Origin of the sequence: Shinella sp. CPCC 101442 (assembly GCF_024704725.1) — a bacterium.
Classification (GTDB): Bacteria; Pseudomonadota; Alphaproteobacteria; order Rhizobiales; family Rhizobiaceae; genus Shinella.
Genome location: NZ_JALIQS010000016.1, coordinates 26,987 through 39,333, shown reverse-complemented (window position 1 = coordinate 39,333; position 12,347 = coordinate 26,987). Strand labels below are relative to the sequence as shown.

Here is a 12,347-nt window from a genome sequence, read left to right as displayed (position 1 = left end):
TCCTTCTCGGCCGTGGATCGTGCTGGTTGGCTTGTCGTTGAAATTCAATGGGCCATGCCGCCATCGACCATCATCTGCTTTGCAGTGATATAGCGGGATTCCTCCGATGCCAGAAACACATAAATCGGCGCCACTTCGTCCGGCGTACCCTGACGGCCGAGCGGCACGATTCGCTTGACAACCTCGCCATGGGCCTCGACGCCTCCCATGAGAGCGATGGCCGGGTTGTTGAACGGTGTGTCGATCCAGCCCGGCAGGACCGAATTCACGCGAATGTTGTCCGGCGCGAGTTCCTGGGCAAGCGCGACGGTGTAAGCGATGACGGCGCCCTTCGCTGCGGCATAACCCGTCATCCCCGGTGCGCCGCGCAGACCCGCCAGCGACGAGGTGGTGATGATGCTGCCGCCGCCCGCCTTGCGGATGACGGGGACGGCGTATTTCGTCGCGAGGAACGTGCCGCGGGCATTGACGTCGAACACCGCGTCCCAGTCGGTGGTGGAAAATTGCTCGGCATGGCCGAGTTTCTGCAGCCCGGCGAAGAAGACCAGCGTGTCGATCCCGCCCATCCGGCTCTCCGCGGTGGCAACGGCATCGCGCACGCTCGCCTCGTCGCGGACGTCGCAGGTGATGGCCGAGGCGTGGCGGCCTGCTTTCACAAGGTCTGCGATCGTTTCCTCGGCGGCCGGCAGGTTGATGTCGGCGATGACGAGGTCGGCCCCGTTCTCTGCGAACTGGATGGCGGCAGCCCTGCCGATGCCGGTGGCCGCGCCGATCATCAAGGCTTTCTTGCCCGAAAGTCTCATGTCTTTTCTCCTCAGGTCAGGTCGTTACAGGATTGGGGATTGGCAGGCCTGCGCAAGGGCGACCCAGTATTGCGCACCGAGCGGCAGGACATCGTCGTTGAAGTCGAATTCCGGGCTGTGCAGCGCCGTCGATCGACCGTTGCCGATCCAGGCATAGGCGCCCTTGCGCGCGGCGAGCATGAAGGCGAAGTCTTCCGAGGCCATGCTCGGCGGGAACTGCGTGATCGCCGTTCCGCCGGCCGGCGAGAGTGTCGCAGCGCGCAGCATGATGCCGGCGGCGTCCGGATCGTTCGTCGTCACGGGATATTGCGATTTGAGGTCGAGCGCGATCTCGACCGCATGTGTCCGGGCCGTGCCTTCGACGATTTCGTGCATGCGCCGGTGCGCGGTGCGTGCGGTGCCGTCGTCGAAATAGCGCAGGGTTCCGCGCAGCTCCACGCTGTCCGGCAGCGCATTCAGGGATTGGCCGCCATGGATCTGGGTGATCGAGAGCACGAGTTGTTGGTGTGGGTCGATGGCGCGGCTGACGATAGTCTGCAGCGCTTGCGTCAGAGCGCCCGCCGCCACGATCGTGTCGGTGCCGAGATGCGGCAGGGCCGCATGCACACCGCTGCCGCTGATCGTGATGGTAAAGAGGTCCATGGCGGCCATCATCGGTCCCGGCTGTACGGCGATCCTGCCCGTTTCCAGGGAGGGCCAGTTGTGCAGGCCGAAGACGAGGTCGCATGGCGCATGGTCGAAGAGCCCGTCCTCGACCATGACCCTGCCGCCGCCCGCCGCCTCTTCCGCTGGCTGGAAGATGAAGTGCAGCGTGCCTGCGAAATCGTCCTGCCGGCTGAGGTAGTCGGCCGCAGCCAACAGCATGGTCATGTGCCCGTCATGGCCGCAGGCATGGGTGACGCCCGGGCGGGCAGAGCGATAGGGCAGGCAGGACTGCTCGTTCAGAGGCAGGGCGTCCATGTCCGCGCGAAAGCCGACGGTCGGCCCGGACCTCTTCCCCCGCAGGCTCGCGACGAGGCCGGTCCCCGCAAAACCCTGTTTTACCGGCAGTCCCATCTCGCCGAGACGAGCCGCGAGGAAGCCGGCGGTGTCACGCTCTTCGAAGGCGACCTCCGGGTTCTGGTGGAGATGATGCCGCCAGGCGCGGTGGATCGGGGCATGCTCGCTGAAGAATGCGGGCGCCTGTTGAAGTGGGGAGTTCATAAGCTGTCCATTCGTTTCGGGGCGGCCCCGATGCGTGCCTTCGCAAGGATCGACGGCGCAGGCAGGCGATCGACGTCCAGATGGCAAGCGGTCGCGGTTCCGCCCGCCTTGATCGAAAGCGTCGGCTCGACGGTTCGGCAGGTGTCGATGACGAAGGGGCAACGGCTGCGGAAGGAGCAACCTCCGGGGATGTGGATCGGATCCGGCGGTTCGCCTTCGAGCAGGTAATCCCTCGGCAGGAAGGGCTTTGCTTCCACCGTGCTCACCGAACTCAGAAGGGTGCGCGTATAGGGGTGGGCGGGCGCATCGAAGATCGTCTCGTTGTCGCCTATCTCGACGATCTTGCCGAGATACATGACCGCGATGCGGGCGCAGGCGCGCCGCACCATGGCGAGGTCGTGGGAGATGTAGAGATAGGTTATGCCGTGTTTGCGCTGAAGGCTGTCGAAGAGATCGAGGAGCTTTGCCTGCTCGACCTGATCGAGTGCGGACAGCGTCTCGTCGAGGATCAGTACGCTCGGTTCGAGAACCATAGCTCGCGCGATGTTGACGCGTTGCCGCTGACCTGCGCTGAGGCCGACCGGCAGGGCGTCGTAGAGGTCCGGCGGCAGGCCCACTTCCCGCATGACCTCGCAGACCCGCTCCCTCAGCTGCTGCCCCGTAGCAAGCCGATGGATACGCAGGGGCTCGGCGATGGTTGCGCCAATGGAGACGTGCGAGGGGATGGAATTGTAGGGGTCCTGCAGCAGCAGCTGGAACCGCCGCCGCATCGAAAGCAGGGCATCGCCGCGCAGGGTGGCGACGTCGACGCCGTTCACTTCGATCGCACCGCGATCCGGCGATTCGAGCGAGGAGAGCAGGCGCGACAGGGTGGATTTCCCGCAGCCGGATTCGCCGATGAGCCCGAGGCTCTCGCCGCGCCGAACGTCGAAGGAGACGCCGCGAACCGCCTGTACGCGGTTCTTCCTGAACAGGGACGCGCGGTCCTTGACCTCATAGGTCTTGGCGACGTCGCGCACGCTGAGCACGACGGGCTCGGCATTGGTCTCCGGCACGCTGCCGACGTCGTGCCAGAGGCGCGGCACCTTGGCGAGCAGTTCCTTCGTGTAGGGATGGACCGGGTTCTTCTGGATGCTGCCGGTATCCTGGGCCTCCACGATCGTTCCTTTGTCGAGAACGACGACCTCGTCGGCGACCTCGACGATCGTGCCGAAGGATGAGGAGACGAAGACGATGGAGGTGCCGAAGTCGCGTTGCAGGTCGCGCAGCAGCCGGAGGATCTGTGCTGCGACGGTCACGTCCAGCGGCTGGGTGATGTTGTCGGCGACCAGCAGCTTCGGTTTCGAGATGAGCGCATCGACGATCATCGCTCGCTGCATCATGCCGCCGGAGAACTGGAACGGATACTCGTCGAAGCGGGAGCGGGCGGAGGGGATGCGCACGGCATCGAGCAGATCGATGACGCGCTGTCTCGCCTCCCGGCGCGGCAGGTCCGGTTCGATGGTCCGCAGCTTCTCCTCGATCTGGTGGCCCACCGGCATGGTCGGGTCGAGCGCCGTCGTCGGGTTGGCGCCGATATAGGCGATCTCGCGGCCGCGCAGGCGCGCCATGTCGGCCTCGGGCAGCTCGAGCAGATCGCGGCCCTGGTAGATCACCCTGCCGGACGTGACACGCAGCGGCGGACGCACCCAGTTCACCAGGGCGCGCGACAGGAGCGTCTTGCCCGAGCCGCTTTCGCCGATGATGCCGAGGACGGATTTCGGCCTCACCTCGAAGGCGACGTTGGAAATGAGCGTGCGCGCGGCCTCGCCCGAACCGAGGGAGATGCTGAGGTTTTCGACTTTCAGGAGGAGTTCCGCCGCCATCATGCAGCTCCCTGCAGGACGAGGTTCCGGCTTTTTTCCAGAACGCCGCCGATGAGATTGAGGCTGCCAAGCGAGAGGGCGAGCAGACAGCCGGGCACGATGGTGATCCACCAGGCGTTCAGGAGATATTGCGTGCCGCCCGAAATGATCGTGCCGAAGGTCGGTGTCGGCGGCTGGATGCCGATTCCGATGAAGCCGAAGATCGCCTCGAAAATCATCATCCGTGCCACGTCGAGAACCGCGACGAAGGCGATGGGCGGCAGGATGGACGGGGCGATATGGCGAACCATGATGCGCAGGTCCGACGCCCCGATGATGCGTGCGGCGCGGACATATTCCTTCTGGCGTTCGGCAAGCGTCACGCTGCGCGCGACACGGGCATAGATGGGCCAGCCGGAGAGCACGAGCACCGCGACGATGGTGAACGGGTTCGGCCGGGACATGCCGAGAATGGTGATGGCGAGGATGATGACTGGAATGGACATCTGCACGTCGGTGATGCGCATCAGGATGACGTCCGTCCAGCCGCCGCGATAGCCGGAGAAGATCCCGATCGCGCAACCGAGGACGAACATCAGGACGACGCTGACGACACCGATGAGAAAGGCGTTGCGCAGGCCGACCAGCGAGCGGAGCAGGAGGTCACGGCCGAGCTGGTCGGTGCCGAGGAAATAAGGGAGCCTGCCGCCCTCCATGAAGACCGGCGGCAGGAACTTGTCGGCGACGGAGATTTTCGTTGCGGAGGCGTCGATGATGAAAGGTCCGAGAAGCGTCAGGAGACAGAGCGCGAAGAACAGAGCGCTTGCCACCTTCATTTCGGGCGATCGCCAGGCAAGGCGCAGGATGCGGGCATTGACGCTCTGGCCGCGGGCCGGTGCCGGCGATGCCGAGGATTGCGGGGTGGAGGATGCGATGGCCATGATACCCCTCAGAACTTCAGGCGACGGTCGATCGTCGTGGAGGCGAAATCGACGGCGATGTTGATGAAGACGAGCACGGTGCTCGCGAAGATCGCCACTGTCTGGATCACCGGAAAGTCGCGCTGGAAGACGGCGTTGATCGTCAACAGCCCGATACCCGGGAAGCTGAAGATGTATTCGACGACGAAGAGCCCGCCGAGCAGCATGCCGATCATCTGGGCGCCGAAACTGTTGAGCAGCGGAACGGCTGCGTTGCGCAGCACGTGGCGAAACAGCATGGTCCTCGCGCTGAGACCGCGCACCTGACCGATCTCGTAGAACGGATCCTGGACATTCGTCGCGACCGCCACCGAGATCGAGCGGATCATCACCGGGGCCAGCTCCACCGCGACGACGATCGCGGGAATGATGACATAGCCGATATGCTGGTAGCCGATGGCGGGCAGCCAGCCGGTGCGGGCCGAAAGCAGGTAGATGAGCACGATACCGACCCAGACATTCGGCAGGGAGACCAAGAGGGAGGAAAGGTAGAGGGCGACCTTCTGGGGCCAGCCGCTATTTTTCACCCCGGCCATGATGCCGAGCGGTATCGAGACCAGACAGGCCAAGAGAAAGCCGCAGGCGGCGAGCAGCAGCGTATAGGGCAGGGCCTTGGCGATCAGTTCGATCACCGGTGCGCGCTCGACAGGCGGCGAGCCCGCGGCATCTTGGGAGCCGCCGGTGGTGCCGCCCTGCTTGCCGCGAATGAAGGAGTTGCCGAAGTCGCCCTTGGCGATGTCGCCGAGATAACGCAGGAACTGCATCGGAATGGGATCGCGCAGCCCGAGGCGCTCCGCCGTTTCCTCCATGGCGCTCGGCGTTGCCATCGGCCCGAGGATGATGCGGATCGGATCACCCGGCGCGATGCGCAGCAGCGTGAAAATGACGAAGGCGACGGCCAGGACGATGAGAACGCCCTGACTGATGCGCCGCAAGAAGAATTCCAGGGCAAAAGCCATATGTGGTCATCCGGCGAGACGGGAACGAGAGCGGGCGATGCGGTGATGCGCATCGCCCGCAGGCGGCCTAGGACAGTGTCGCCTTGGACAGATCGATCGGGCCGTTCGGATAGAACTTGACGCCGTCGAGCTTCGCACTCATCGCGCGCAGGAAGACCGAGGAGAAGAGCGAGATGCTCGGCGCCTTCCCGGCGATGAGCGGCAGGGTCTCTTCCTGCAGGATCTTCAGTCGTTCCTCCGTGGAGGTGGCGCCGCGTTCCTTGTCGAGGGACTGATCGATCTGCGGATCGCTGATCCCGTTGATGAGCGCGAACGTGGAATGATAGTTCGGCCGCAGCACGAGGTCGGGTTCGGGCGAGCCGGTGATCCAGCCGACGTCGATGATGTGGCCGGGGCCCTGGCCGTCGGCGCGGCGATAGAGCTGTTCTTCCCAGGCTGCCGGTTCGAGCGTCGTGAGCTTCACCGGGAAGCCCTGTTCCTGCAGCATCGCCGTGATGAGTTCACCATATTCGCGGGTCTTCGGATAGAAGCCGACCGAGGTGATGTATTCGATTTCCGGCAGGCCCTGGCCATTCGGGAAACCGGCCTCGGCCAGAAGCGCCTGCGTCTTTGCCGGATCGTATTCCGGATAGCCCTTCACGTCGGCGAAGCCGAACTTGACCGGCGAGACATGGCAGTTCGATGCCTGCCCGGCTTCTGCGACCACGGCAAGGACCTGCGTGCGATCGATCGCGTGGCAGACGGCCAGCCGGATGCGGGGATCGTCGAAGGGCGGCTTGTTGCAGCGGAAGTGAAGATATTTGTTCTCGCTGGAAAGCGAGCGGTCCGTCTTGAGGCCTGCTTCCTTCTGAAGGGAGAGATACTGCTCCGGCTCCAGGCGCTCTGTCAGGTGGTACTGGCCGTTGAGGAGGCCGAGCACGCGGGTGTTGGCATCCGGCACATAGGCCCAGACGATTTCCTCGATGGCGGGCTTGCCCTCGTGGAATTTGTCGAAGGCGGCGAACTTGATCTGGTCGCCGACGGTCTCGACATATTTGAACGGACCGGTGCCGTTCGGCTTCTGCTTGAGCGTGTCGGGATTGGCGACGTCGGCGGCCGACAGGATCGGCAGGAAGCTTGAAACATACCAGAAGTTCAGCGCCGGATAGCCGTACTGCTTGGTGTTCAGCCGCACCGTGTAATCGTCGACCACGTCGACGTCCACGCGCCCGGGATACCAGGCCGAAGCCGGGCGATCCGGATTGGAGGCATATTCGTAGGTCGCCTTGACGTCCGCCGCGGTAAAGGGCTTGCCGTCATGGAACGTGACGCCCTGGCGCAGCTTGTACTCCAGCGTGTGTTCGTCGATCACGGACCACTCGGTTGCGAGGTCCGGCAGGATTTCGCCCGGATTGGCCTCGCTCATGGGGCATTTGGTGAGATGGCCGAAGAGGAACCCTTCGGCGGTAATCTGCGGGGCGACCGTGTGTGAGGTCGGATCCCAGCTGCTGGTCACGGTGCCTGCGGCGGCGAAGATGAGCGGGCCGGATGCGGCTGCCGCCCGGCTGGCGAGGCTCGGCAATGAAAGTGCTGCGACGCCGAGGGCGGTCGCCTTCATGAATTCACGTCGGTTGATCGTCACGGTCAGGTTCCCTCTGGTTGGCAAAAAAGCACGCAAAGGGGCGCCGGCTAACGGCCGGAAAATGTTGAAAAAAATGCTGCCCCTCTCGGAAGGCGGATTTCTTTGGATCCACTTGCTTCCACGGTTTTTGTAAACAGAAACGCAATTCTATTCAAGTGACTTGAATGTGAGTGTGATGTAATTTCTCTTCGCGACTCCCGTCGAGGGAGCGTGGTCGGCAAATCCGCGAAAGGGGCTATGGTCCCAATCGTAGCGGTTTGCGGCGTGTTGCGCCGGGCAGGGCAGGCGACACGGCGGCGACATCAGGGCTTGAAGAACCGCATGTTGACATTCCGCATTTCTCGATCCTATCGTAAGGGAACGTCAATCCGGTGACGGGCGGCAAGGTTGCCGCCGAACTTCTGAGCGCAATGTCGCCTCCTGTGCCTCGCATCGTTCCGAGGCTGGGAGGTTTTTTGTTTTCTGGCGGGAGAAAGAAAACAGGCGCATCCCGGGGGAACGCGGACGGACGACACTTCGGCAAGCTGATGCGATGGGGCGGCAAGACCTCACCAGCGGTGGCCGATCAAAAAAAGGGGATCAAATACAGGGATGAACCGAGACAATGGGAGCTCTCAATCGAAACCAGCGGACTTCTGCGCCATGGCGTGTCGGGGTCCTGTTCTCGAAAACCGGATTCATGTCGGTCATCGAGGAAACGCAGCTACGCGGCACGCTGATCGCCATCGATGAAATCAATGACCGGGGCGGCGTCAACGGGCGCCCGATCGAGCCGATCGTCTACGATCCGGGCTCGGAGATCCGGTCCTACGGGCAATATGCCAAGCGCCTGATGGTCGAGGACGGCGTCAGCACCATCTTCGGCTGCTACACCTCGTCAAGTCGCAAGGCGGTTCTGCCTGTCGTCGAACGGCTCGACGGCCTGCTGTGGTATCCGACGCTCTACGAGGGTTTCGAGTTCTCGCCGAACGTCATCTATACGGGCGCAACGCCGAACCAGAACTCCGTGCAGCTTTGCAAGGCGCTGATGAGCCAGTTCGGCAACCGGTTCTTCTTCGTCGGCTCGGATTATGTCTATCCACGTGAATCCAACCGCGTGATGCGGGAACTGGTGCGCAACAATGGCGGAACGGTCGTGGGGGAGCGGTATCTGCGCCTCGAGGCCGATCGCAGCGAATTCGTGCCGCTCGTGCGCGAGATAAAGCAGGCGCAGCCCGACGTGATCTTCTCGACGGTTGTCGGCGAATCCACGACCTTCCTCTATCAGGCCTATCACGATCTCGGCCTCAATCCGAAAACCGTTCCGATTGCCAGCCTCACCACGACCGAGGCGGAAATCCGCGCGATGGGCTATGATGTCGGGGAGGGCCACTACACGGCCGCAGCCTATTTTCAGGGTATCGAGACGGCGTGCAACAACAGCTTCGTCAGCCACTACCAGAAGCGTTATGGTGGCGACGAGCCGACCAATATGTGTCTCGAAGCTTCGTATTTTCAGGTGAATCTCTTTGCGCGCACACTGGAGGAGACCAATTCCCTCGACACCAAGCAGCTTCGCACCTTCGTCATGGGTGCGGAGTTCGAGGCGCCGCAGGGAAGCGTGTCGATCAACCCCGTCTGGGGGCATGCGGACGTGTGGACACGCATCGGCCGGGCAAACCGGCAGGGCCAGTTCGACATCGTCTTCCAGTCGCAGACGAGCGTGAAGGCCGATCCCTATCTCATCGGCTATGGCCGTTGTCTGGAGAATTGCTGAATGCAGGGAACAGGAACGCGCCGTCCCGCGCGGGAGGAAAAGATGCCGGATATGCCGAGGGCCGACTATGGACATGACCGCTGGATCGGCACCCAGAAGCCGGAGGGCCGTACTGCCGCGGAGGAACGTCCGCGGCAGGCGGGCCTGCCTGCCGAGTTCACCGTCGCCGTTGTCGTCGAGCGGGACGATCATGGCGAGTTCCTGATCCGGGAGCTGCAGCGCCAGCGCGTCGCCGTCCGGCACATCTGGCCGAAGCCGGCGCAGATCCCCTTGCAGTACGATGCGATCTTCTGCCTGCTGTCGGACGATCTACCCCAGCGCATCCCCTGGGTGCCGGGCGAGCCGTCTTCCGCGCTGATCCTCGTGGACGATGGCAAGGCGCCGCTCAACCTGAAGCTCGTCCACAATTGCGCGGCGCATGGCATGCTGCATTATCCGGCGACGGCACGGATGATCCAGTCGGTGCTGATGATGGCGCGCGAGCATTTCCAATATGAGCGGCGCCTTCGCGGGCGGATCGACAAGCTCGACGAAAATCTGCGCACCATGCGTGTCGTCGAGCGGGCGAAGGCGCTGCTCATCCGCTTGAAAAACCTGAGCGAAGAGGAGGCCTATAACTTCCTGCGCAAGCAGGCGATGGAGAAGCGCGTGACGATCGGCGCCGTCGCTGCGGCGGTGATTGACTCGCATGAACTTCTCAGTTAGCGTTTTGGAATTGTCCGCGGCAAAGACGCTGCGCACATAAAGGGTGACGAAACCCCGCGGGTCCGCAAAGAGCGGAACGTGGGGTTTTTTGTTTTTCTACTTGGCCTGAAACAGATCCGGAAAAAGCACGCCGTGGCGTTGCGGCCGGGCCTGAAGGCGGCATAAGCGCATTCCCCGCGGCAGGGCGCCGCAAACAAATCCAGAGGCGAAGAGGCCCCGAAACGATCCGCCATTCCGGCGGAGCGCTTCGGGGCCTTTGTTTTTTGATGGAGACAGAGGGTGAACAAGAACAGGCGCGAATTTCTGAAAGTAGGAGCTGCAGCCGGCGCGGCATCGCTGGTCGGCTTTCCCCATATCTGGTCGAAGAATTCCTCGCTGGCCTTCGCACAGGGCGGCGAGATCAAGGTGGGCGTGCTCTTCTCGCTGACCGGCACGACGGCGATCATCGAGGAGTCGCTCAACAAGGCGACGCTGATGGCGATCGAGGAGATCAATGCCAATGGCGGCATCAATGGCCTGAAGATCACGCCGGTCGTGGAAGACCCGGCATCCGACCCGGCGACCTTCGCCGAAAAGGCCCGCAAGCTGGTGCTCAGCGATCGCTGCGTTTCCGTCTTCGGTTCCTATACGTCGGCAAGCCGCAAGGCCGTGCTCCCGGTCTTCGAGAAGCAGGAGAACCTCTTCTGGTATCCGACGCTCTATGAGGGCCGCGAATGCTCCAAGAACGTCATCTACACCGGTGCCGTGCCCAACCAGCAACAGGATGATTTCATCCCCTGGCTCGTCGAAAAATTCGGCAAGCGCTGGTACCTGATCGGCTCGAACTACATCTATCCGAAGGAAGAGAACAACTACTGCAAGAAGCTGCTCGAAGGGCTCGGCGCGGAAGTCATCGCCGAGGAATACGTACCGCTCGGCCATTCGGAGTTCTCCTCCGTCATCAACAAGTTCCGCTCGGAAAAGCCCAACGTCATCTTCTCGACGGTGGTCGGCGATTCCGTCGTGGCGCTGCACCGGCAGTATCGCGCGGCCGGTCTCGACCCGGCCACCATGCCGATGGCGAGCCTCACCACCTCGGAGAATGAAGTCGCGGCCATGGGCGGGGACGCCGCTGCTGGCCATTTCACCTCCGCACCCTACTTCATGGTCTTCGATTCCCCGGAGAACCAGCGCTTCGTCGAGGCCTACCGTTCCCGCTGGGGCGGCGACAAGGTCACGCACTTCGTGTCGGAATCCTCCTACTTCCAGATACACCTCTTCAAGCAGGCGGTCGCCAAGCTGGCGGCGAGCGACATCAGCCCGCTCGCCATCCGCGAGGCGGTGAAGAGCGAGGAATACAAGGCGCCGCAGGGCCTTGTGAAGGTCGAGCCGGAGAACCTGCATTGCTGGCTGCGCCCGAAGATCGGGCAATGCAAGGCGGACGGGCAGTTCGAGATCCTGACGCAGTCCGCCGACTGGCTCGAGCCCAATCCGTACAGCGCCTATCCGAACCAGAAGTGCACCGCCGAAGGCCTCAAGGAGGTCTGATCCCCCAAGCAGCCGGCGGCCGTGCTTCGAGCGGCCGCCGGCCCAACCTGCGGAGAAGGTGCATATGGATTTCGTCGTTTCGCAAATTCTGACCGGCCTCAGCCTGTCGTCGATCCTGCTTCTCGTGGCTCTCGGGCTTGCGATCATCTATGGCGTGACCGGGGTCATCAATCTTGCCCATGGCGAGTTCGTGATGCTTGGCGCCTATTGCGCCTGGCTGCTGCAGAGCCAGTTCGGCTGGAGCCTGCTTGCAAGCCTCGCCGTCATCTTCCTCCTGGTCGCCGCGCTCGGCTGGCTGATCGAGATCGCCGTCATCCGCCATCTCTACGACAGGCCGCTGGACACCATCCTCGCCACCTGGGGACTGGGGGTGATGACCCAGCAGATCGTCCGCCTGACGGCCGGTGGTGAATTGCGCTACGTCCAGATGCCGCCTGCGCTTTCCGGCAGCGTCGATATCCTCGGCGCCACCGACTCCGCCTACCGGCTTTTCGTGCTCGCCGTGGCACTCGGCCTCTTCATGCTGACCTGGGGCATTTATCGATACACGTCCTTCGGCCTGAAACTGCGGGCGATCACCCAGAACCGCGCCATCGCGTCGAGCTTCGGCATCAATTCCGCCCGCGCCTACCGGCTGACCTTCGCCTATGGCGCCGGCATCGCGGGGCTCGCCGGAGCGCTGATCTCGCCCTTGAAGAGCGTGTCGCCGGAAATGGGCACGACCTATGTCGTCGACGCCTTCATGGTGGTCGTGCTCGGCGGTGTGCAGAGCCTTGTCGGCACGCTCGCGAGTTCCGCCGTGCTTGGCGAGACCTCGGGTCTCATCGCCTATTACAGCAACGACACGATCGCCAAGGCGCTCGTCCTCGTCGCCATCGTCATCATCATCCGGTTCCGGCCGCAGGGCCTGTTCGCCCCGCGCGTGCGCGCCTGACCGTCCGCGTCAACG

Annotated in this window: 10 protein-coding genes; 4 read left to right on the top strand and 6 right to left on the bottom strand. The window is 63.3% G+C overall.

Features of this window, described 5'->3' with window-relative positions:
* Positions 1 to 44: 44 nt before the first annotated feature.
* The 6 genes from MUO32_RS28320 to MUO32_RS28295 all read right to left on the bottom strand — a co-directional run bounded on the left by MUO32_RS28320 (position 45) and on the right by MUO32_RS28295 (position 7,386).
* Positions 45 to 803, bottom strand: coding sequence for an SDR family NAD(P)-dependent oxidoreductase (locus MUO32_RS28320; RefSeq protein ID WP_257951725.1), 759 nt, complete (start codon positions 801 to 803; stop codon positions 45 to 47).
* A 24-nt stretch (positions 804 to 827) separates the two neighbouring features.
* A complete protein-coding gene (locus MUO32_RS28315; RefSeq protein WP_257951724.1) occupies positions 828 to 2,006 on the bottom strand; it encodes a M20 aminoacylase family protein in 1,179 nt (392 codons plus the stop codon).
* Positions 2,003 to 3,871, bottom strand: a complete 1,869-nt coding sequence (locus tag MUO32_RS28310) for an ABC transporter ATP-binding protein (protein ID WP_257951723.1) — start codon at positions 3,869 to 3,871, stop codon at positions 2,003 to 2,005. Before MUO32_RS28310 ends, MUO32_RS28315 begins: the two co-directional genes overlap by 4 nt.
* Positions 3,871 to 4,791 carry an ABC transporter permease gene (locus tag MUO32_RS28305; RefSeq protein ID WP_257951722.1) on the bottom strand — a complete coding sequence of 307 codons (921 nt, stop codon included), beginning with the start codon at positions 4,789 to 4,791 and terminating at the stop codon, positions 3,871 to 3,873. The genes MUO32_RS28310 and MUO32_RS28305 overlap by 1 nt, the downstream gene beginning before the upstream one ends.
* Positions 4,792 to 4,799: 8 nt before the next feature.
* Entirely contained in the window at positions 4,800 to 5,789 is a 990-nt protein-coding gene (locus MUO32_RS28300; protein ID WP_257951721.1) for an ABC transporter permease, read from the bottom strand.
* Between the two features lie 67 nt (positions 5,790 to 5,856).
* Complete coding sequence (locus MUO32_RS28295) at positions 5,857 to 7,386, bottom strand: ABC transporter substrate-binding protein (protein ID WP_374708735.1); 1,530 nt, start codon at positions 7,384 to 7,386, stop codon at positions 5,857 to 5,859.
* 628 nt (positions 7,387 to 8,014) lie between these two features.
* Here MUO32_RS28295 and MUO32_RS28290 point away from each other — a divergent pair.
* The 4 genes from MUO32_RS28290 (at position 8,015) to urtB (ending at position 12,332) form a co-directional block, all read left to right on the top strand.
* Positions 8,015 to 9,166 (top strand): transporter substrate-binding domain-containing protein, encoded by a 1,152-nt coding sequence (locus MUO32_RS28290; RefSeq protein ID WP_257951720.1) that lies wholly within the window; start codon positions 8,015 to 8,017, stop codon positions 9,164 to 9,166.
* A gap of 42 nt (positions 9,167 to 9,208) precedes the next feature.
* The gene (locus MUO32_RS28285; protein ID WP_257951719.1) at positions 9,209 to 9,871 is read left to right on the top strand and encodes an ANTAR domain-containing response regulator; all 663 of its coding nucleotides are present in this window, start codon (positions 9,209 to 9,211) and stop codon (positions 9,869 to 9,871) included.
* A 279-nt stretch (positions 9,872 to 10,150) separates the two neighbouring features.
* Positions 10,151 to 11,398: a transporter substrate-binding protein gene (locus MUO32_RS28280; protein ID WP_257951718.1), complete on the top strand. Its 1,248-nt coding sequence runs from the start codon at positions 10,151 to 10,153 to the stop codon at positions 11,396 to 11,398.
* 64 nt (positions 11,399 to 11,462) lie between these two features.
* Positions 11,463 to 12,332 (top strand): urea ABC transporter permease subunit UrtB, encoded by an 870-nt coding sequence (urtB, locus tag MUO32_RS28275; protein ID WP_257951717.1) that lies wholly within the window; start codon positions 11,463 to 11,465, stop codon positions 12,330 to 12,332.
* Positions 12,333 to 12,347: the final 15 nt, after the last annotated feature.

Excerpts from the sequence above, each read along its gene's own strand:
- MUO32_RS28300 (WP_257951721.1), bottom strand. The coding sequence starts at position 5,789 with ATGGCTTTTGCCCTGGAATTCTTCTTGCGGCGCATCAGTCAGGGCGTT.
- MUO32_RS28305 (WP_257951722.1), bottom strand. The coding sequence starts at position 4,791 with ATGGCCATCGCATCCTCCACCCCGCAATCCTCGGCATCGCCGGCACCG.
- MUO32_RS28315 (WP_257951724.1), bottom strand. The coding sequence starts at position 2,006 with ATGAACTCCCCACTTCAACAGGCGCCCGCATTCTTCAGCGAGCATGCC.
- MUO32_RS28290 (WP_257951720.1), top strand. The coding sequence starts at position 8,015 with ATGGGAGCTCTCAATCGAAACCAGCGGACTTCTGCGCCATGGCGTGTC.
- urtB (WP_257951717.1), top strand. The coding sequence starts at position 11,463 with ATGGATTTCGTCGTTTCGCAAATTCTGACCGGCCTCAGCCTGTCGTCG.
- MUO32_RS28320 (WP_257951725.1), bottom strand. The coding sequence starts at position 803 with ATGAGACTTTCGGGCAAGAAAGCCTTGATGATCGGCGCGGCCACCGGC.
- MUO32_RS28310 (WP_257951723.1), bottom strand. The coding sequence starts at position 3,871 with ATGGCGGCGGAACTCCTCCTGAAAGTCGAAAACCTCAGCATCTCCCTC.
- MUO32_RS28295 (WP_374708735.1), bottom strand. The coding sequence starts at position 7,386 with ATGAAGGCGACCGCCCTCGGCGTCGCAGCACTTTCATTGCCGAGCCTC.
- MUO32_RS28285 (WP_257951719.1), top strand. The coding sequence starts at position 9,209 with ATGCCGGATATGCCGAGGGCCGACTATGGACATGACCGCTGGATCGGC.